This is a genomic window from Methylocaldum sp. GT1BB (assembly GCF_051027545.1).
GTDB lineage: Bacteria > Pseudomonadota > Gammaproteobacteria > Methylococcales > Methylococcaceae > Methylocaldum.
Genome location: NZ_CP194902.1, coordinates 3,342,793 through 3,363,036, shown reverse-complemented (window position 1 = coordinate 3,363,036; position 20,244 = coordinate 3,342,793). Strand labels below are relative to the sequence as shown.

20 protein-coding genes are annotated in these 20,244 nt (G+C 60.6%); 5 read left to right on the top strand and 15 right to left on the bottom strand.

The window, feature by feature from the left end:
• Positions 1–226 precede the first annotated feature (226 nt).
• The 8 genes from ACR2TX_RS16470 to ACR2TX_RS16435 form a co-directional block, all read right to left on the bottom strand.
• Positions 227–1,204 carry a PhoH family protein gene (locus tag ACR2TX_RS16470; RefSeq protein ID WP_086135619.1) on the bottom strand — a complete coding sequence of 326 codons (978 nt, stop codon included), beginning with the start codon at positions 1,202–1,204 and terminating at the stop codon, positions 227–229.
• Positions 1,205–1,217: 13 nt separating this feature from the next.
• Entirely contained in the window at positions 1,218–2,591 is a 1,374-nt protein-coding gene (gene miaB, locus ACR2TX_RS16465; RefSeq protein WP_434130177.1) for a tRNA (N6-isopentenyl adenosine(37)-C2)-methylthiotransferase MiaB, read from the bottom strand.
• Positions 2,592–2,707: 116 nt separating this feature from the next.
• Positions 2,708–3,247, bottom strand: coding sequence for a hypothetical protein (locus ACR2TX_RS16460; RefSeq protein WP_077730127.1), 540 nt, complete (start codon positions 3,245–3,247; stop codon positions 2,708–2,710).
• A 133-nt stretch (positions 3,248–3,380) separates the two neighbouring features.
• Positions 3,381–4,586, bottom strand: a complete 1,206-nt coding sequence (gene glcF / locus ACR2TX_RS16455) for a glycolate oxidase subunit GlcF (RefSeq protein WP_077730126.1) — start codon at positions 4,584–4,586, stop codon at positions 3,381–3,383.
• Entirely contained in the window at positions 4,586–5,647 is a 1,062-nt protein-coding gene (gene glcE, locus ACR2TX_RS16450) for a glycolate oxidase subunit GlcE (RefSeq protein ID WP_434112422.1), read from the bottom strand. The genes glcF and glcE overlap by 1 nt, the downstream gene beginning before the upstream one ends.
• Positions 5,647–7,143, bottom strand: coding sequence for an FAD-linked oxidase C-terminal domain-containing protein (locus tag ACR2TX_RS16445; protein WP_434130175.1), 1,497 nt, complete (start codon positions 7,141–7,143; stop codon positions 5,647–5,649). Before ACR2TX_RS16445 ends, glcE begins: the two co-directional genes overlap by 1 nt.
• Before the next feature lie 3 nt (positions 7,144–7,146).
• Positions 7,147–7,854, bottom strand: a complete 708-nt coding sequence (locus ACR2TX_RS16440) for a rhomboid family intramembrane serine protease (protein WP_077730123.1) — start codon at positions 7,852–7,854, stop codon at positions 7,147–7,149.
• Between the two features lie 45 nt (positions 7,855–7,899).
• On the bottom strand, positions 7,900–8,778 hold the full coding sequence (locus ACR2TX_RS16435) for a hypothetical protein (protein ID WP_077730122.1): 879 nt from the start codon (positions 8,776–8,778) through the stop codon (positions 7,900–7,902).
• A gap of 327 nt (positions 8,779–9,105) precedes the next feature.
• Here ACR2TX_RS16435 and soxC point away from each other — a divergent pair, with 327 nt between their 5' ends.
• The 3 genes from soxC to ACR2TX_RS16420 all read left to right on the top strand — a co-directional run bounded on the left by soxC (position 9,106) and on the right by ACR2TX_RS16420 (position 11,451).
• Positions 9,106–10,383: a sulfite dehydrogenase gene (gene soxC / locus ACR2TX_RS16430; RefSeq protein WP_434130172.1), complete on the top strand. Its 1,278-nt coding sequence runs from the start codon at positions 9,106–9,108 to the stop codon at positions 10,381–10,383.
• On the top strand, positions 10,376–10,930 hold the full coding sequence (locus ACR2TX_RS16425; protein ID WP_240507135.1) for a c-type cytochrome: 555 nt from the start codon (positions 10,376–10,378) through the stop codon (positions 10,928–10,930). Before soxC ends, ACR2TX_RS16425 begins: the two co-directional genes overlap by 8 nt.
• A 335-nt stretch (positions 10,931–11,265) precedes the next feature.
• Positions 11,266–11,451, top strand: a complete 186-nt coding sequence (locus tag ACR2TX_RS16420) for a hypothetical protein (protein WP_077730119.1) — start codon at positions 11,266–11,268, stop codon at positions 11,449–11,451.
• Positions 11,452–11,627: 176 nt separating this feature from the next.
• Here the strand turns inward: ACR2TX_RS16420 and ACR2TX_RS16415 are convergent, their stop codons facing one another.
• From ACR2TX_RS16415 to ACR2TX_RS16385, 7 genes are read right to left on the bottom strand one after another with little or no spacing between them, the layout of a single operon-like run.
• The gene (locus tag ACR2TX_RS16415) at positions 11,628–12,542 is read right to left on the bottom strand and encodes a metal ABC transporter substrate-binding protein (RefSeq protein WP_434130169.1); all 915 of its coding nucleotides are present in this window, start codon (positions 12,540–12,542) and stop codon (positions 11,628–11,630) included.
• 11 nt (positions 12,543–12,553) lie between these two features.
• Positions 12,554–13,714, bottom strand: coding sequence for an ABC transporter permease (locus ACR2TX_RS16410; RefSeq protein ID WP_434130167.1), 1,161 nt, complete (start codon positions 13,712–13,714; stop codon positions 12,554–12,556).
• Positions 13,715–13,718: 4 nt separating this feature from the next.
• Positions 13,719–14,375 (bottom strand): ABC transporter ATP-binding protein, encoded by a 657-nt coding sequence (locus tag ACR2TX_RS16405; RefSeq protein ID WP_434130165.1) that lies wholly within the window; start codon positions 14,373–14,375, stop codon positions 13,719–13,721.
• Entirely contained in the window at positions 14,375–16,123 is a 1,749-nt protein-coding gene (locus ACR2TX_RS16400; protein WP_434130163.1) for a hypothetical protein, read from the bottom strand. Before ACR2TX_RS16400 ends, ACR2TX_RS16405 begins: the two co-directional genes overlap by 1 nt.
• Positions 16,120–16,830, bottom strand: a complete 711-nt coding sequence (locus ACR2TX_RS16395) for a hypothetical protein (protein ID WP_156881024.1) — start codon at positions 16,828–16,830, stop codon at positions 16,120–16,122. The genes ACR2TX_RS16400 and ACR2TX_RS16395 overlap by 4 nt, the downstream gene beginning before the upstream one ends.
• A gap of 13 nt (positions 16,831–16,843) precedes the next feature.
• A complete protein-coding gene (locus ACR2TX_RS16390; protein WP_434130161.1) occupies positions 16,844–17,221 on the bottom strand; it encodes a copper resistance CopC family protein in 378 nt (125 codons plus the stop codon).
• Complete coding sequence (locus ACR2TX_RS16385; RefSeq protein WP_434130159.1) at positions 17,218–18,444, bottom strand: sialidase family protein; 1,227 nt, start codon at positions 18,442–18,444, stop codon at positions 17,218–17,220. The genes ACR2TX_RS16390 and ACR2TX_RS16385 overlap by 4 nt, the downstream gene beginning before the upstream one ends.
• Positions 18,445–19,438: 994 nt before the next feature.
• Between ACR2TX_RS16385 and ACR2TX_RS16380 the strand changes: the two genes are divergently transcribed.
• Together ACR2TX_RS16380 and ACR2TX_RS16375 are read left to right on the top strand one after the other, a co-directional pair.
• Positions 19,439–19,822: a hypothetical protein gene (locus ACR2TX_RS16380; protein ID WP_077730113.1), complete on the top strand. Its 384-nt coding sequence runs from the start codon at positions 19,439–19,441 to the stop codon at positions 19,820–19,822.
• Between the two features lie 55 nt (positions 19,823–19,877).
• Entirely contained in the window at positions 19,878–20,015 is a 138-nt protein-coding gene (locus ACR2TX_RS16375; protein ID WP_156881026.1) for a hypothetical protein, read from the top strand.
• The last annotated feature ends 229 nt before the right edge of the window (positions 20,016–20,244 follow it).

The window sequence follows — 20,244 nt, the reverse complement described above, 5'->3', positions numbered from 1 at the left end:
GCAGTTGGACGCGCGCGAGTGTGCGGCGGACGGGCCGGATGGCAAGGCGCGACGCCGCCGTGGGGCCGTCCCCCACAAGAAGGAGCAACGCCGCCAGGCGGCCCGTCCGCCGTGCAATCGCGCGCGTAGTGGTTTCACCGAACAGGTGAGATCGGTACACGGTTGGACACTTATAATTCATTGGACTTTTCTGATGCATCGAAGCGGTCAACTGCCGTTTCTAGGATCATGCTGATCGATCGGTCACATTCGCTCGCTCGTAGGCCTCGTAAGCGGCGACGATACGTTGCACCAGAGGATGGCGCACGACGTCCTGAGACGTAAAGAAGGTAAAGCTGATGCCTTCGACATCGCGCAAGACCTCCAAGACATGTCTTAGCCCCGATTCCTTGTTGCGTGGCAGGTCGATCTGGGTAATGTCGCCGGTGATCACGGCCTTGGAACCGAACCCCACCCGGGTCAGAAACATCTTGATCTGCTCGACGGTCGTGTTCTGCGCCTCGTCCAGGATGATGAACGACTCGTTCAAGGTGCGTCCGCGCATGAACGCGAGAGGCGCCACCTCGATCACGTTGCGCTCGATGAGCTTGGCCACCCGCTCGAAACCCAGCATTTCGTAGAGAGCGTCGTACAAGGGCCGCAAATAAGGATCCACCTTTTGCGCCATGTCGCCCGGCAAGAAGCCCAACTTCTCGCCGGCTTCGACCGCCGGACGCGCGAGAATCAGGCGCCTGACTTCGTCCCGTTCCAAGGCGGCAACGGCACAAGCCACGGCCAGATAGGTCTTGCCCGTTCCGGCGGGGCCGACGCCGAAGTTGATATCGTGGCTCTGGATATTCTTGAGATAACGCTGCTGATTGGCGCCTTTCGGCTTGATCGCGCCACGCTTGGTTCGGATGGCGAGCGGTTCGACCTCGTCGCCGGCACTTTCCAGCATGGCGGCGATATTGGAGTCCTGCAAGGACAGATGGACGCGCTCGGGCGTCATCACCTCGTGCGAGGTCGCATCGAACAGGCTTTGAAGCACTTTGTACGCGGCCTGCACCGGTTTGCCGGAGCCTATGATTTCGAACTGATTGCCGCGGTTGGCGATCTCCACGCCCAGCCGTCTTTCGATCTGGCGCAGATGTTCATCGAATTGGCCACACAAACTGGCCAGCCGCTCGTTGTCGGCGGGTTCTAAAGTGAGATGCAAGGAGTTCAGATGATTAAGCAAGTTATGCGGTGAGACCGCTGGTCTCGTGGGTTGAAAAATCGGGAGCCGAGGTGTTTACCCATCTGCCCCGCAGCGAGTTGGGCAGTGCTTCGACGATCAGGACATCCAGAAATTGACCGGTTAGCTTCGACGGGCCCGAGAAATTGACTACCCGGTTGTTCTCGGTACGTCCGCTCAGTTGAGCGTAATCCTTTTTCGAAAGGCCCTCGACCAATATACGCTGCACCGTATTGACCATGCCGAGGGAAATTTCCGCCGACATTTCGTTGATTCTCGTCTGCAACCGGGCCAAGCGTTCCTTTTTCACCGTCATGGGCACATCGTCTGTCATTTCGGCCGCCGGCGTACCGGGACGGGGACTGTAAATAAAGCTGTAAGAATGATCGAAACCCAGAGTTTCTATCATATCCATGGTCTCTTCGAAGTCCTGTTCGGTTTCGCCGGGAAATCCGACGATAAAATCCGACGACAAACTGAGGTTGGGTCTGACCTCCCGCAGCCTCTGCATTTTCTCGATGTACTCTTCGCGGGTATGTCCGCGTTTCATCAAGCTCAAAACTCGGTTGCTGCCGCTTTGTACGGGGAGATGCAAATGGTCTGCCAGTTTTGGAATTTCCGCGTAAGCTTCGATTAGACTGTCGGTAAATTCCACCGGGTGAGACGTGGTGAATCGAATGCGCTCTATACCGTCGATCGCAGCCACGTAATTCAGCAGCAAAGCAAAATCGGCGATTTCGCCGTCGGCCATCACACCTCGGTACGCATTGACGTTCTGTCCCAACAACACCACCTCGCGCACGCCCTGCTCCGTCAAAGCGACGATTTCCGCGATCACGTCGTCCAAAGGACGGCTGATCTCTTCGCCCCGCGTGTAAGGTACGACACAAAACGTACAATATTTGCTGCACCCTTCCATGATCGAGACAAAGGCTTTGGGTCCTTCCGCGCGCGGCTCCGGAAGCGCATCGAACTTTTCGATCTCCGGGAAAGAAACATCGATGGCGGGCGCTCTATCCTTTCTTACTTTGTCCAGCAGTTCCGGCAGCCTATGCAGGGTCTGCGGACCGAAAACCATATCGACATAGGGGGCGCGCCGCTGCAAGGCCTCCCCTTCCTGGCTGGCGACACAACCGCCGACGCCTATGACGACGCCGGGTTTCTTGTCCTTGAGCGGGCGCCAGCGTCCCAATTCCGAAAAAACCTTTTCTTGTGCCTTTTCCCGGACTGAACAGGTATTCAGCAGCAAGACATCGGCTTCCTCGGGGTCGTTGGTCAGCTCGAAGCCATGGGAAGCATGGAGTACGTCGCGCATCTTCGCGGAATCGTACTCATTCATTTGGCAACCAATGGTTTCTATGAAAAGTTTTTGGGTCATTCTCGGCAGGAAAACGGATCGGTGGCCAAATTTTACCAAAATTAGCCACCGATCGTTTGTTCCAAACGACCTAGTATCGCGTGAATACCGAGGGCCAAGCGTAAAGGATTAATAATTCAGGCAGGTGTCGTTTTGGCAAACTCGAACGGATTGACGAAAGTCGAGCCCACCCGCATCAGCCGTGCTTCCGGATGCTTTTCCGCCATCAGCGAGCGGACGCTCTCCTCCTGGTCGCGGCGCACGTCGATCATGATCAGATATTTCCCGGCGTTAATGTCGTCGTGGTACTGGGCTATGGCGTGATTCTCCGTAGCCAAGCCGCTCAAACCGCCTACCCAGGCTCCGAAGAGCGTGATGAAGCCGAAGATCGCAACATAGACCAAGCCGCTGACGTCCGATCCGAAGGGCTCAGCGGCCATGACATACGCCGTAGCTAACAATGCAACGATGCCGCCTATCACCGCCCCGCGTTCGCCGGATCGGATAACGTCATGTTTTTGAATGAGATTTGCAGCGTGTATATGACGTCGGTAAAGGCCTGCCTCGTCTTTGCTGACGACATGAAAATGCCAGTCGGTAATGCCTGCCTGGTGCATATCGTTCGAAATCTGCTCGGTGCTGTCGAGATTACTGGTGAGATAGTACATACGCTTCATGACCGTCCTCCTGATTGCTGATTGACACAACTCGCTACATGAAGGAAACAATTCATTTCTTGATATCGGCGTCGGTTTAGCATTCGACAATCGAGCTTGTCAAGAGGTCAGCGTCGCGACAAAAGTTGCGGAATTACGGCTGAAGCAATTCGATCCAGTGACGGACCGGCACCTTGGCCCTGGACCGCAAATGAGCCCAGCAGCCTATGTTGGCGGTCGCGATGCACTCCGGCCGGCCTTGTTCGAGACCTCGGATTTTCTCGACCAAAAGCCGCCGGGAAAGCTCCGGCTGCAGCAACGAGTACGTTCCGGCCGAACCGCAGCAGAGATGGGGCTGGTCGACGGGAGTCAGCTCGAACCCCAATCCCGACAGCAGGCTTTCGACCAATCCGCTCAATTTCTGGCCGTGCTGGAGCGTGCAGGGCGAATGGAACGCGATTCGGCGTTCATTCGATCTCCTGAGCGGGGACAAGTCCTCGCCGGCCAAGACCTCGCCGATATCCTTCGCCAGCGCGGAGATGCGTTCGGCCTTCGCGGCGTACCGTGGGTCGTGCTTGAGCACGTCGACATATTCCTTCAGCATCACCCCGCAGCCGCTGGCGGTGCTGACGATCGCCTCCGCCCCCCGTTCGATATGCGGCCACAGGGCGTCTATGTTGCGCCGCATGAACGCCGCGCCTTCCTCGTGTGCCGCCAGATGATGGCTCAGTGCCCCGCAGCAGCCGCTCCCCTGGACGCGAATCGCGCTGATGCCGATTCTGTCCAGGACATTCGCGGCGGCGGCGTCGACGGCCGGTGCCATCACTGGTTGCACGCAACCTTTCAGGATCAGCACCCTGCGGGCATGTCTCGCGGGCGGCCACGCCGGGCTCCAAGTCTTGGGGGGGATCTTGGCACGGACCGCCGCCGGCAGCACGGGCCGAGCCAGCCTGGCAAGCCCCACGAGCAGGCCGAAGCGCTCGGGATACGGCATCAGCTTGCGCAGAGCCAGCCGCTGAACGCGTTGCAGCCAGGGACGCCGGACTTTCTCCTCGAGTATTCCCCTTCCGATATCGGCCAGCCTGCCGTACCGAACGCCGGACGGGCAGGTCGTTTCGCAAGCCCGGCAGGTCAGGCAGCGGTCCAGGTGCAATTGCGTCTTGGCCGTGACCGGCTGTCCTTCCAACATCTGTTTCAGCAGATAAATGCGGCCGCGCGGACCGTCCAGTTCATCCCCCAAAAGCTGGTAGGTCGGGCACGTGGCCGTACAGAATCCGCAATGCACGCAATTTCTGAGAATCGCGTCAGCTTCCCGACCATCGGGCGTGTCTTTGACGAAATCGGCCAGCCTGGTTTGCATCAGAGGTCCTCGTAAAGCCGTGCGGGGTTGAACAAGCCCATGGGATCGAAGGCCCGCTTCAGACTCGCATGCAAAGCTTTCAAACCGTTCGGCAATGGCTGAAACACCCGCCCGTCGCCGGATCGACCTCGAAACAAGCTCGCATGACCGCCGGCCGCTTCCGCCGCCCGGAATACGTTCTCCGACGGAGCGCCGGTCTTCAGCCAGCGCAGCGCGCCGCCCCAGTCGTAGAACCACGTACCCGGCAAATCCAGAGCCGGGGTGGCCGGTGCCAGGGATATCCGCCAAAGGTTGCCGTCGGCGCGGAAGAATTCGTGACGCTGCTCGCGCAAGTCCCGCCAGAACTCGTCCCCCTCGGCGCAAACGTCGCCGCCGAATTTTCGGTATACGGCATCGACGGCCCGGTCCGAACCCGACAACCGCGCATAGATTCGGCTGCCGTCATAGGCCAATCCTGACAGCGGCCACGGCTGGGAACACCACAGATTCATGGTGTTCAAGGCTTCTTCGATGCTCCGTTCGAAACACACGGTCAACTCGCGCTCGGGTTTGGGCGACACTTTGAGCGACGCCTCCAGGATCACGCCCAACGTGCCCATGGCGCCTACCATGAGCCTTGAAATGTCGAAACCGGCGACGTTTTTCATGACTTCGCCGCCGAACGAAAGCATTTCGCCCTTGCCGTTCAGGATCCTGCAACCCAGCATGCAATCGCGCGCTGAGCCCGCGAAAGGCCGACGGGGACCGGAAAATCCGCAGGCCAGCGTGCCTCCCAGGGTTGCGTTCTCGCCGAGATGAGGCGGTTCGAAAGGCAGCATCTGGCCGCACTCGGCTAGAACGGATTCGATGTCGGACAGCCGCGTGCCGCAGCGCACGGTCAGCACCAACTCGGTCGGCTCGTAGCGCAGGACTCCGGCGTGTCCGGCCGTTCCCAGCACGCTGCCGGACGACGGTCTGCCATAAAAGGTCTTGCTCCCGCTGCCGACGATCGTGAGCGGCGTTCCGGAATCCGTCGCCTCCGCTACGGCTTGACGAAGGCTCTCGCTGAGATCGGCGTCCATCAGAAACGTTCCAGCTCGGGATGAGCGACACGTCCGCGATGAACGTGCATCGCGCCGAATTCGGCGCATCGGTGCAGCGTAGGGATCGCTTTTCCGGGATTGAGCAGCCCGGCGGGATCGAAAGCCGCTTTGACCGAGTGGAATTGCGCCAGTTCAGCGGCCCGGAACTGAACGCACATCTGATTGATCTTTTCGATCCCGACGCCGTGTTCGCCGGTAATGGTCCCGCCGACCTCGACGCAAGCCTCCAGGATTTTCCCGCCCAGCTCTTCGACGCGCTCCAGGTCTCCGGGATTGTTTGCATCGTACAAGATGAGCGGATGCAGATTGCCGTCGCCGGCATGAAACACATTGCCGACGACCAGCCCGTATTGCGCCGAGAGTTCCGAAATCCGGCGCAATACTTCGGGCAAACGCTTGCGCGGAATCGTGCCGTCCATGCAGTAATAATCGGGAGAAATGCGCCCAGCCGCCGGAAATGCCGCCTTGCGGCCCGCCCAGAATGTCTTGCGCTCGGCCTCGCTGGTCGATTGACGGACCTCGGTCGCGCCTTCCGCCCGGAAAATTTCCCGCGCCTTGAAAAGATCGCTTTCGACCTGCTCGGCAATACCGTCGAATTCGCAGAGCACGATCGCCGCGGCGCCGGTCGGATAGCCCGCATGCACGAAGTCTTCCACCACCCGAATGGTGATGTTGTCCATCATTTCGAGGCCGGCCGGAAGCAAGCCGGCGCCGATGATGGCGGCCACCGCCCCGCCCGCCTCCTCGACGCTGTCGAAGGATGCCAAAAGCACCTGTGCGCAAGGGGGAATCGGAAGCAGCTTCACGGTAATCTCGACGATCACGCCCAATAAGCCCTCGGAACCGGTGATCAGCGCCAGCAGATCGTAACCTGGACTGTCGTACCCCGATCCGCCCAGCACAACGAGCTCGCCGTCCATGGTCACGACCCGGACCTGGAGGACGTTATGGACGGTCAATCCGTACTTGAGACAATGGACGCCGCCCGAGTTCTCCGCGACGTTACCGCCGATGGTGCAGGCGATCTGCGAGGACGGATCGGGCGCGTAGTAAAGCCCGTAAGGCGCGGCGGCTTCCGAGATGGCGAGATTGCGGACGCCCGGCTGGACTCGGGCGGTCCGGTTCGCGCGGTCGATTTCGATGATCCGGTTGAATTTGGCGAGGCTCAGCAAGACGCCGTTGGCGATAGGCAAGGCCCCGCCGGAAAGCCCGGTACCCGCACCCCGCGCGACCACGGGCACGCCGTGCTCCCGGCACAGCCGAACTACGGCTTGCACCTCTTCTATCGTTTCCGGCAAAGCGACGATCCAAGGCAGCTCCCGATAGGCGGAAAGCCCGTCGCATTCATAGGGGCGGAGATCTTCCGTATCGAACAGCAGGCGCCCTCTCTCAATATGCTCGCTCAAGAGGCAGAGAAAATGGTTCCGGTCGACGCGATGGGCAATCCGTTCGGACGGATGGACGCGATAAGTCATGAATCAGGTCGAATGCCTTCTGTAATACGAGTCGTCCTTCCGTCCGGAGAGCAAAAAGAGACGATACGACAACATACCGGCTATGAAACCGCCGAGATGCCCGAACCAGGCGACATCGGCGAAAGGCTCGTCGGACGGCAGACCGACGGTGACTTTATAAAGCTGTATCATCACCCAAATTCCCAAAAAGGCGATAGCCGGCACCTCCACGAACCAGGGCAGGAAGAACATCCAGATCACCACGCGAGCGTACGGAAACAGGAAATAATAGGCCCCCATGACACCCGCTATGGCGCCGGAAGCTCCGATCGTCGGGATATTGGAGTGGGAATTGGTGTAAATATGCACCGCTCCGGCAATCAAACCGCAGAGCAGATAAAAGGCCAGAAACCTCACGCCCCCCATGCGGTCCTCGACGTTGTCTCCGAATATCCAAAGCAACCAGAGGTTGAGAACCAGATGGAGCGCTCCGCCATGAATGAACATACTGCTCACGAACGGCGTGTAGTCGCCGGCCGGGTACCCCACCCTGGCCGCCCACTCGGGATTCGTATACCGCGCCGGCACCAGCCCATGGAAATTCAGAAAAAAGTACAAGTCTTGTTCGGACAGCGACTGGGTGTAGGCAAAAACGGCCAGATTCAGCACGATCAGCGTCCAGGTCATCCATGGCGTATACCGGGTCGGAATGGTGTCCCGATAAGGAATCATCGCTCGATCCTGATTAGCAATCCGCGCGCCTGACGCATCACCGACTCACCTTTTCCTCACTCGGGTCCGAAAATCGATCAAGGCATCGAAGGCACCGACCAAAGCAAGTCCCACGACGGCATATTGAGGCGCGAATATCAAAGCCACATACGGCGGTGCCGACCATGTCCAGTGCAAACGGCGAAAGGCGACCAGGGCGTGCACGATCGCCAATCCGGCGAAGAAATAAATCATCACGGCGACCATGAGGAGATCGGCGACCAAGATCGGGCTCACCGTACCCGACGCCCAAATTGCGCCGACGACCACCGGTAAAGCGAGCCGTGGCAGTCGAAGACGCTGAAACTCGGGACCGAATCCGCCGGGATTGTAGACCAGGGATTGCAGCCAACGGGCGCACAACAGGCTGAACATCAGGCCGATCCCGTAAAGCACGGCGATCAGACCATTCATCAGGCGCAAGGTTCCGTCCCGCTCGAACCCCTGAACGGTGGCACCGGGCACCGCGGCGACAGCCCGCCTCAGCCATGACTGCCAGAAGGCGACCACATCGCCGGTAACCAAATGCATTCCCAAGACGAACAGACCGACCGTCAGTCCCACCACAAGCAGCGCCAGTCCCTGGGACTCCGTGCGCCGCAAAACTTCCGCGCAAATCAGCAGCGGCAGCCAGAGCGCAAACACGACCGGGAAATTCAATCCCGGCCTGAGCTCCATCAGAAAAAAGCCGGCCCCGACCACGACCGCGGCACCGATCGCCACGACCGCGCCTTCCAGCCAGCCTTTGCGTAATGCGACCAAACCGAGCGCCGCAGCGCTGAGCAAGGCGAACGGAAGTACCTTCAGCGACAAAACACCGAACAACCCGGCTATTGCGATCGCATGCAGCCGGCTTCGCATGATAAAGGCTGCAAAGTCACGCATCGTCGGACACCCGTTTCACGGTATCGACAGAACTACGGCCGCTCTGACCAGGTTTCTTGTTTTTTTGTATTGCCTTAGCCATAGATGTTTCATCAAAAATTATTCTTTATCCGGCCGCAGGCCATCCTGTCCTGCATCCGCACACCCATTCGGTTTTCGATTTCTGAACGAATCTTACTGATTCTCGCCTGAAAGGCGAAATTTCTTATCGTGGCCGACGACGACAACATGGCGTCCGGAGATCGGCGGCCACGAAAAACCGTGGTGCTTTGCGCCTCCCGATCGGAGTAAGATCGACAGCCGATTTCTTCCGAAAAAGGATGCGCAATGAGCGACCAAGAGGCACGCGAGCCGGGGCTGTTGCAGCCCGTGGCGGGTGGCGGTTTGCTGGACCGCAGGCTGTTTCTGAAAAAAGGACTGGCGTTCGGCGCCGGCGCCGCACTCGTCGGGCACATGCGCCAAGGTCTGGCCGAAGAACCGCCTTGGATGAAGACGCCGGGCGAACCTTTCACCAATTACGGCCGCCCCTCGCCTCACGAAAAAGAGGCCATACGCTGGATCTCGGCCAATTCCGGCGCGCCGGGCAATGGCATTTCCTGGACCCCTCTGCATAAACTCGAAGGCATCGTCACGCCCAACGGTCTTCATTTCGAACGGCACCATAATGGCGTGCCGCAGATCGATCCGCACCAACATCGCCTATTGATTCACGGGCTGGTCGAAAATCCGCTGTCTTTCGGCATCGAAGACCTGTTGCGCTACCCGATGGTCTCCCGCCTCTGCTTCGTCGAATGCGGGGGCAACAGCAATGCCGGCTGGCACGAGGAGCCCATACAGACGCCCGTCGGCTATTTTCATGGTCTGGCCTCGTGCAGCGAGTGGACCGGCGTTCCGCTCGCCGTCATCCTGGACGAGGCCGGCCTGCGGCCCGACGCCCGCTGGCTCATCGCCGAAGGCGCGGACGCCGCCGCGATGAACATCAGCATTCCGGTCGAAAAAGCCATGGATGACGCGATTCTCGCGCTTTATCAGAACGGCGAACGCTTGCGCCCGGAGAACGGTTACCCGTTGCGACTGATACTGCCGGGATGGGAAGCGGTTCTCAGCGTCAAATGGCTGCGCCGCTTGCAGGTGGCGAATCAGCCGGTGATGGCCCGCAACGAAACCGCCAAGTACACCGAATTGCTGCCTTCCGGCAAGGCGCGGCAATTCACGTTCGTCATGGATGCGAAGTCGATCATCACCTTTCCCTCGCCCGGCCAGCATCTACGAGGTCCAGGCCTTTACCGGATCAGCGGCTTGGCCTGGAGCGGCCGGGGCCGGATCAAGCGGGTCGACATCTCGGCCGACGGCGGACGCAGTTGGGCGGAAGCGGCGCTGCAGGAACCGGTTTTGCCGCAATGTTTTACCCGTTTCCGCCTGCCGTGGCGCTGGGACGGCTCTCCCCTGGTGCTCAAAAGCCGCGCCGTGGACGAAACCGGCTATGTCCAGCCGGAGCGCCGGGCGCTCATTGCAGAACGCGGGCGGCACGGTTATTTCCACTATAACGCCATCGTCAGTTGGGCCGTGGCCGCCGATGGCACTGTGAGCCATGTCTATGCGTAACGATCGTAACCGAAGCGGGCCACGGTGGTTGGCCCCGGCACTACTTTTGTTCGGCATGAATGCCGCGGTCGCCGCCGCGCCGGAAAGCCCCAAGCTGGGCCGTCCCGCGTCGCCCGGTGAGATCGCGGCTCAGGACATCAACGTCTTCCCCGACGGCGCCGGTCTTCCGCCAGGCAAAGGCACGGCTCTCGAAGGCAAAGCCATCTTCGACATGAAGTGCGTATCCTGCCACGGGCCCAAAGGCATGGGCGGAAGTGCTGGCGAACTGGCCGGAGGCGGCTCTTTGACCGGCCCTCATCCGGACAAAAACGTCGGCACTTATTGGCCTTACGCAACCACTCTGTTCGATTTCATCCGCCGCTCGATGCCCTTGGACGCACCCCGCAGTCTAAGCGAGGACCAGGTTTACGCGGTCACGGCTTACCTTTTGCATATTAACGGTATTGTCGACGAACGGGCGGAAATGAATGCGGGAACATTGCCTCGGGTCGTGATGCCGAATCGGGATGGTTTCGTGCAGGTTTGGCCCGGCGAAAAAGCGGAATAAAAACCCTCTCGGCGCTTGAGGCCAGGGCTCGCACCGAGCTTGTCGAAGAGTTTCAAGACCTGCTTGGATAGGCTGTAATTCAAAATCGCTTTCAATCAGGAATTCATTTTGTAGGATGGGTAGAGCGAAGCGAAACCCATCGATGGTGGGTTAGGCCGCGCGGCCGTAACCCACTGAGCAGTCTCGGATCGGTGGGTTACGCTCCGCTAACCCACCCTACATAATGTTCACTCGAATGCCGAACGGAATAAGCCGATCCAGCCCCTCGCATAGATGGCAATGGTCCTGTTTTTGCATGATTACCTCCTTGGTCTCGTCAGAAGAGGAAAGGACGCATGCATAACCATAGCCCTTTGTGCTGGGTCGGCGAGCAATGCCGCAAGCCGGCGGTTTATGATCTCAGAAAGCCCATGAACGTACCCGGACTCACCGGCGAACACCGTTTCTTGTGTGAGGAGCACGGGCAACGGTTGTCGAAGCGATATCGGCAAAAATATCGAATGCACAAGGCGCATCGGTAGCGCCATTCGGACCGCCGATGGTGCCGAAGAATCCGGCAGAAGGATTTTAGAGCCGGACTATTATGACGCCGATTCCCGACAGCAATCCTTTTTCTCCGTTACAGCCTTGTACCGGAAGCCGCGACGACGCCGAATCGTCGTGACTGTGCTCAGTTTCGTAAAGTCCGCCCTCTTTTTCACCGGTACGCCGTCTTCAATTCCTCCATGTTTCGCTTCATCACCATCAGAAAATCACCGTCTTCCGGTCGATTGGCGCAGGGGTCGAACACGACGCTTTCGATACCCATAGTCTTCAGCTTCGCGGCAATCTCCCGAGCGGGTTGGGCTTCCCAGATCATCCAGCGCGCCGAATGGTTCGCCCGCAGGCCCCGCAAGGCGCTCCACTCCGCGGCGGGCGGCATTTCGTCGGGCTCCCAGTGAACGCTTTTCAGATTCAGACCGTAGCGGCGGGCCAGGTACTGATAGACAGGGTGGGAGGCAAGCAGCGGCCGGCGGGAATCCGCGGCAACCGTTTGTTTCATTTCGGCATCCAAGCCGGCAAGGTCATCCAGCAGTGGCTTCAGGTTTCCAGTCACTACGCTCTTCCATTCCGGCCGCTTTCGGACGATCGCATCGGCGACGGCCTGCGCCTGCTTTCCGGCCTGATCGAAATCCAGCCAGGTAGTGAAGGCTGAACCTTCGTGGGCGTGTCGGCCACCGGGTCCGTGGCTATGGACGACGGCGTTCTCGATCCGGAGATAAGCGTTCCGGAACGCCAGGGATGTGTTCGCCAGCCCGAGGCGCGGCAGGCTTACTTGAGGCAGCCATTTTTCGTAACCGGCACCGTTGAGGAGAATCAGGTCCGCTTTCTGCATTTCGCCCACCGTTTCGGCGCTCGGTTGCCAAAACGCCGGATCGGCGCCGGTCGGAACCGGTAGAACCACACGCGCCCTGGCGCCCGCCAGCCGCTCGGCGAAATAGGCCAGAGGATAGTTTGCGGCGACGATCTTCAATCCGGGTGAGCCGGCGGCGCTCGCCTGACCGGTAGTCGCCGCGACGGTTAAAAACAGCAAGTACGGCGCGACTCGGCGCCATGAAAAAGAGATAAACACGGATAACTCCCTCAGGCGATAACGAAATGGCGGACGAATTCGGCTGCACCGGCACGGACCGCTTGCACCAGAACCAAGCCGAGGGTTCCGGCGCCCAGCGCGATGAGCGCGATTTCCGCGGCCATCAGCCGGACCACGGTCAGCGGCGAACAGCCGATCAGATGGATGGTCTCGATTTCGCGCTGCCGCAGTCGGAGCGACAGCGCGAAGACCAGCGCGACCATGAGCAGCGCGGCAGCGCCCAATGGCAGAAGAATGGCATCGAACAGCGCGCCGATGCGGAAGATGTTTTGTAGCAGGCTACGGGTCACGTCCAAGGGACGGACGATTTGCGTCTTGGCTTCGCTGTCCGGATAGCGTCCACGCAGCAGGGCGGCCGAACGCACGTCGCGCGGAACCGCGATCACCGCGCTGATGGGAAAGTCGGCCGGATCGCCGTGAAAGTGGAAGGATGCCAGGTTGTCCGGGGTGATTTCGGTGTAGGCCGAGACATCGCCCGATAACGGCGCGAACGCCGCATCCGCCCTGCCCACCCCCGGCCCGGTCTCATGGCCGTGCCCCAATCCCTCGATCACCCAGGCCGTCTGAAGATCCACGAACACGGCCCGGTCGTCGGGAGCGCGGGATTTCGCCAGGATGCCGACCACTTTCAACTTGAGCGGATGGACGCCGGCCAGGTTGAAAACGTTTTCCGGCGTTGTCGGAAGAACGTCCCCCGGTGCGAGTTTCAGACGCTCGGCGGCTTCGGCCCCCAGCACGCAATCCCCCAGCAGGGCCGGAAGAACGCCTTCCGCCGGGGCCAAGCCGCGGAATACGAAGTAGTCCGTCGTGACGCCCACCAGGGGCAGGCCGCGAACCCGGAACCGGGCGTAAACCGGCAGCGGATCGGCCCAGCTGGTGGCCGCGATACGGTCGGCCTCGCCCATGCTGATGAACGCCGGAGCGTCGGTGAAATAAAGAGCGTTCAGCACCAGGTCCGCCGCGCTGCCTTGGGCCCCCACCAACAGGGGCGTAGCTTCGGCGCGCGCCGACATCCAGCGCTCGGCCTCGTCCAGGAGGCGGTGCAGAGCCTGAGGCAGCGCCGTGATCATGGCCAGACAAGCGGCCAGAATCAGGCTGCGGATCTTGTTGTGGCGAAGATAGCGCCAGGCGAGATAAAAATCGTGCTGCATCCGGTCAGCGGCGAAAAGCGCTCAGATCGATTACCCGATCGAAGCGCGGCAGGAGTTCGTGGTCGTGCGTGACCGCCGCCAGCGTCGCGCCGTTGCGCTCTGTCATCCGGAACAAAAGGCCGAGAATCCGACTCTTGTTGCCCGGATCGAGACTGCCGGTCGCCTCGTCCGCCAGGATCAGCCCCGGCTCCGGCAACAGCGCCCGGCATACCGCGACCCGCTGCCGTTCGCCTTGCGAAAGTTCCCGCGGCATCCGCTTTAGCTTGCCCATCAAACCCGCCGCCTCGGCCAGTTCCGCCGCTCGCTCCCTCACTCGCCCATTGAGCTTGAGAACCCTATTGATCCGGTAGGTATGCACGATGTTGTCGAGTACGTTCAAATATTCGAGGAGTTCCAGTTCCTGGAACACGAAGCCGATGCGCGAAACACGGAAGTTGCGCCGCTGACGGTCGGTGAGCTCGCGCATAGGCACGCCATCCACGCGGACGTTCCCGGACTGCGGGACCGCGATGCCGGCCATCAGCTTCAGCAGGGTCGTCTTGCCCGCCCCGCTGGCCCCGATCAAGGCGATTTTCTCGCCGTGGGAAATCCGGAGCTCGGGAACGGCGAGGCGGAATTCGGCGCCCGGGTAGCTAAATTCGAGGTCTTCGATTTGGATCATTACGTCGCCGGGTCCGTCCTGCGCCCTTCGATAAATTCGAGGTCCGTGATCTTCAGGCGGCCATCTTCCGCCTGGCGCAGGACCAGCCGCGCCGCGTAAAGCGTAGTCCGCGGGTGGGAATGGCCCCAATGCGACACCGCGCCGTGGGCGATCCAGCGGGCGGCGACCGTGCAGCGTCCGGATTTCGGGTCCACCGATTGGATTTCGCTGGAGAGAATCTCGACCCGCTCGACCCGACCGTCGCCGCCGAATCTCTTGCCCCGCTGCAACAGAGCCCGGCGCTGGCGAAGATAAATGTCGTCCAGAAGCTCCCCCGACAGGCTCATGGCCAGGCGGTCGTATGCCGCTTCCTCTTCCGGCAATTGAAAGGCCCGATAAACATTATGCAGCAGGGCCCGCAGCTCGGTTTTCATCGTCTCCTCCCCGAGAAGCGCCGGGATAGTGCTCCCGGCATGGGCGGGAAAGTGCGCGATCTCCGGGTAAAAGGCGACGCACCCGGCCACGGCCAGGGTCACGCCCAGTTGGGCGCCGGTGCCCGGCGGCAAAAACCGGCGCCGTCGCCAGCACCATCCGACGGCTGCCGCGAGGGCAATGCCGGCAGTGCGGAGTAATACGGTGCCGGGAGCGGATGCCACCGCCAAGGGTTGTTGGATCATCGAGGCGGCTTCCGGCACAGCGGGATTTTTCAGCGCTTCCTCCACCGACCAGCGGAAGACCGGATCGCGCCGCGTCATGTCGGCTTCGAAAGTTTCGTCGTTCAGTTGCAGGCTGACCGGCCGCGATGCCCCGCCGGCGTCGAACAGCTCCCAGCTCAGCTCGACGGCCGCAGCGGGACGCTCGGTCAGATAGACCAGAATCGCTCCCACGACCGCGGTGGCGCTGTCGACGGGCTCGCCGTCCGCAACGGTTTCCACGCCGCCGCGCCCATAACGCATGAACTCGACCCGGTCCAGCTGGGGCGTCGCCGCCTCACCGTCCAGGCGCAGCGAATTGCGATGCAGCAGCAGGTCGCCGATCGCCTGTTTCAGCCTTTCCCGCTCCGCGCCTTCGATGCGGTACGGATTCACGGGCGCAAAGTTCAGCCGCGGCAGAAGATCGCACAGCCTCAGCAGCAATTCGTGCCGCACTTCGTAAGGCTCGACATAGACGAAGGAGCGCGGTTCGGTGTGGCGGCGCGCCATTTCAGCATCATCGAATCGGGACCGCCACGAATCGTTCCAGTCCAATTGCAGGCGGGCCGGTTTCGACAAGGGCGCTAGATCGGTCACGGGCACGCCCCGGTGCAGAACGATCAGACCCAAGTCCTTGCCGGCGCGCTCCGGGGGCAGCAGGTGCAAGGTCCTCGGCCGCCGGACCAAGGGATAATTCAGATCGGCCTCGTAATATGCCTCCGCGGTTCGGCGCCGGTCTTTCGATGAGTCGACCCTCGCCACGGACACGGGTTTCGCTTCCGGCAGCGGCTGCCGATCCGCCACGATGCGCAGAAGTTGCCCCGCAAGCTCCGAAGCGGGAGTATCGTCCGCACGGCCGAGCAGCGAGCGCAACCGGGGCAAACCGCTTTCCCGAAGGCGCAGGTTGACCGTGATCGAGTCAGCTTCGACGGCGACTTCGGCGAGAGCCGCGTAACCGCCGAATTCCGCCCAATCCGCCCGAGTCGGCCACGCCGAACCGAACAGCAGGAGCATCGCCAGAATGCCGCTGCCGTGTGCGCATCGGCCGCAAACGGGTCGAACGACCGGCGCTTTCATGGAATCTGGCGCGCCGGCGCCGGCCGTTCGGCGTCATCATTCGCCGCGCGGACCGGAAGCTTGGGCCTTATTCCCCGATAGACGCGCCAGCATACGACCGACAGAACAATGGCGACGATCAGGGCGAACAAGGCGCCGGGCCAACGGTTGGACGGGTTCGGAACGGCGATGCCGACGCTGAACGGCACCCTCAGCCGATCGTCCTCGCTGACGAAGCCGTCGTTTTCGCCGAACACGGCGATCACGGCATAATGGCCGGGTTCCGTGATGTCGGTGTGAATTTCCGCCGTACCGTTCCGGTAGACCGCAGCCGGCGTTTCCGCCAGGGTACGTTTTTCCTTCGGAAGTCGACCGTCATCGCCGAACTCCTCCTCGACCACGCGCAAGCTGACAGGCATGTTGCGAACATCGCGGTCGAGCAGGTCGAGGGTCAGATAGGTCTTGCCGGGCCGCGGGACTTCCTGGCAGTACTTGACGAAATCGGTTTGCTCCCCTTCATGACGCCCTTCCTGCAGAGCGGTGAAGTGCACGGCGTAGAAGTCGTTGGCCACCAAACAGCTCATCGACGCGCCCTGATACATCTGGCGGCCGTTGGAACTGTCGCGCGGAATGCCGGCGGCGGATGCGGCGCCCGCCGCCAGGACGAGCGCGGCAACGGCCGCGCGGTTCGCAAGACGCCGAAAGAAACCCGGCTCGTGGAGAATCATCGGAAAGCCCTCCTTACTTGGCTTGAAGCTGAAAGAAATACTTGCCGCTCACGACGTGACCGTCCGCGGACAGCACCCGGTAGCGCACCATGTACCGGCCGGGCGCCAGATTTTCCACCGATGCCCGCAGCCGCGAACGGTCGGTGAAGTCCAGCCGGGCATCATGCTTGTCCACCCGCTTGCCCTTGGCGTCGATGACCGCGACTGCCAGGAATGCGTCGCCCACCCTTTCGTTGAAGGTCAACAGCACCTCCGAGGGAGCTTCGGAAACGACCGCTTCACGGTCGGGTACGGCCTTCACCAGAATCGCGTGCGCCGCAAGCTCGGGACTGGCCAGTGCCGATCCTGCCAGAATCAGTAATAAGTGCCGTCTTAGGGTGTTCATCGTCATAGGGAGAGAATGGCCATCGCCAAAGCCTTGCCGCCGCCGGGCCGCGCCATTGTCCAAAACGCCCTGAACCCCCAGGGCGTCGCCACGATTCGGGGGTGATCGGCGTTGGCATCCGGCGGCGTCAGGGCAACCGGGACCGACCAATGCCTACCGCCATCCCTGGACCTGACCAGGTACACGGCGGCGCCCTCGGCGCCGGCTCGGCTGAACACGATGGCCAGATCGGACGCGGACAGCGCTGCAATGTCGCTTTCCCGGCTTTGCCCGTCGCCCAGCAGAAAAGGCGGCTCCCAGTGTTTTCCAAGATCGGGGGATCGCGAGTAGAAGAGCCCGGGCGATTCCTCCTTCCCGGTCCAGGCGACGCTGTGCAATACGGTTTGCCCGCCGGTTCCGGTTATGGCCAGCCCGCCTCCGCAATGAGGACAGCCGGTGAAATTCCAGCCGGCGATCCCGACCGGTCCGAGATCGAGCCAACCGCCGCCGTTCAACGGGCCGCGAAGGAGGCGCATGTCGTGCGGATCGGCGTCCCGGTACAGCACCGCCACGCTGCGATCCGGAAGTGCGCCGATCCGAGTCCAGCAGCAGGTGCAGACCGCCGGATCCAGGGTAGTCCGGCTGCTCCAGTTGAGGCCGTCCCGAGATGCTGCGTAGCGGAGCCCCTGGGTGTTGCCGTTTTCCTCGCGGTCGTCGAGCCAGACGAGGTGAAAGCGTCCATCCCCGCCGACGGTGAGCGCCGGATAGCTCTGATTGTTCAGAGGGTCGCCCGCAGCCGGATTCTGGCCACGGCGCCAAGTCCGCCCTCCATCCTCCGAAGCGGCGACGATCAAGGGTCCCGTGCCCGGCAGTTCGCCCCGCGCCTGCCAGACGGCGACGATGCGCCGGCCGTACACAGCCAGGCGGGCATCGTTGCCGCGCCGGGAAATCACGGGGGCCTCTCCGCTCCCGTCGAGAAACCTGGGCTCGCTCCAGGTTTTCCCGCCATCCGCCGACCCCAGGTAAGCCACCCGGTTGCGCTCGCCGAAACGTCCAGCCAATAGCCCGTGTATCGTCCCCTGCTCCACGACCAGGTCCAAGCTCCTCGTTTCGGCCAAACCGGCGACGGCCACAAGAAGTTGCCGCTCTGCGATCGCCTCGGCCGACGCGGCCGCGAGACAGCCGAGCAATACGATCCCCATGGACAGCGGCGTCCGAAAGGCCGGATTCGATCGGTCAATGATAAGCACATTCATATCCGTGAAAATGATGGTTCCAACGTTCCAACGGGCGGCACACCCCAATGCCGTTAAGTTAAGGCGTCATTCCGGCAGGGATTGCTCGCCCCTTCCCTGGGGCTCGTCCTTCGGACCGTGCTTAGCACGTCCAAATTCGCTCCTTGCGAATTTGTGCCGGAATCCAGAGCACAGGGAAGTGACACGCCTCTGCCATCCATGGCTTCTGGACCCCGGCATTCCCTGCCGGGGTGACGTCCTTCGCCTTAACTTAACGGCATTGCGGCACACCCAGGATGCGCAAACGCCAAAATACCAATCAATTCCTGTGCCAGCAGGATATCGGCTTAAAAACAATCGGTTATAAATGAGTTAGGTATTAGGTATAAGGGAAATGACAGAGGTATTGGGGGAAATCGCGGATCGGATAACAGCAAATAGAAGTAGGTTTATTGGCATCTCCTTTCGATTACTGCAACATATTTGATACATATTAAAAACCTGTTGCCTCGAGTGATATACATAATGCCGCTCGAAAAATATTCTCATCTCGGCCCGACCTTTACCTACCATTTATGTTTTTTCACACAGCACATTATGGGGTTTCGCATAGTCCTCGCAAGAGCTCTAATAAGCGGCATGATAGGCGCGCATAATAGTCCTGTGATATCCAACAGTATTTCATTAGATAATGCGTCATTTCCCATAATAGAATTTCCTGATACGTCTTTTATTTCGGCATTACAACCTTAATTTTCAGTTCGTTACAGAGACGGCAAGCCATTCTTAGACAGCACCGTCAATACAGACCACTCCAGCACTGAATCGTCATTTGACGCAGCGACATACCAAGGCACATAACTTGCCTTATATATGGCGGCTGAATGCGGGGCACGTTCTCCCTCTGATATTCATGCCGCCCGCGACCGCTTTTTCGGTGTTACGGACCACCGAGAATTCACCGCGGTCGCGGGCTATTTTTTAATCGTATCGATACAAGGAGCATTACATGAGAGGCAATTCGATGATGCGTATTATCTTGGCCCTGTTTCTCAGCCTGAGCGCGGGCGTCAGCATTGCTGGCGGGCGTTATGCCGATCCGCCGCCGAATCTGGTGGAAGTGCAGAAAGCCAGCCAATCGGCTTTGGACGCGGCCAAGCAGGGCAACAAGGATGCGGCTTTGGACAGCGCCAAGCAGGCGCGCAAATTGGCGGTGGCTTCTTATAAGGAAAAAAGCACGATGCCCATGCAGAATTCCAGCAGCCGATTGAAAGCGGTGATTGCCGATCTGGAAAACGGAGGGCAACCTACGACTGCCGTTACGACGCTGGAAGAAGTCGTCAAATTGATCAACGACGAGGTCGAATACTATAAGAAAGAAGGAAAGCTCTAGCGATTATTCAGGCCAACCACACACCCGAAGCATGCGATAGGAGACCAGCATGGACATGAGCAAGCACTTGGCGATCGTCATTTCGATCGGTTTGATCTTGGCGGGATGCGGCAAGGAAGGCCCGTTCGGCAATACGCCGGGGCCCAAGAAGCCGGAGCAGCACGCGGCGCCTTTGGGCGAACTATCCCGCTAGAGCGGTTTCGGGGAGGATTGGATGATTGGGGTAGCTGTGCGCGTTTTCTTCCACGATAGCGCGTACGGTGCACCCCATCACCTCGTCCAGCTTCTAGGGATGTATAAGCTAATGGATGATTTTTTAAGGAGGCGGCTTTATTAACCCGGCCTATATTTATAGGCCGGGTTAATCCGGGGCAGGGATGCCCCGGCGCGGCGACAAGCCGCGTGAGCCCAGGCCGGGCGTG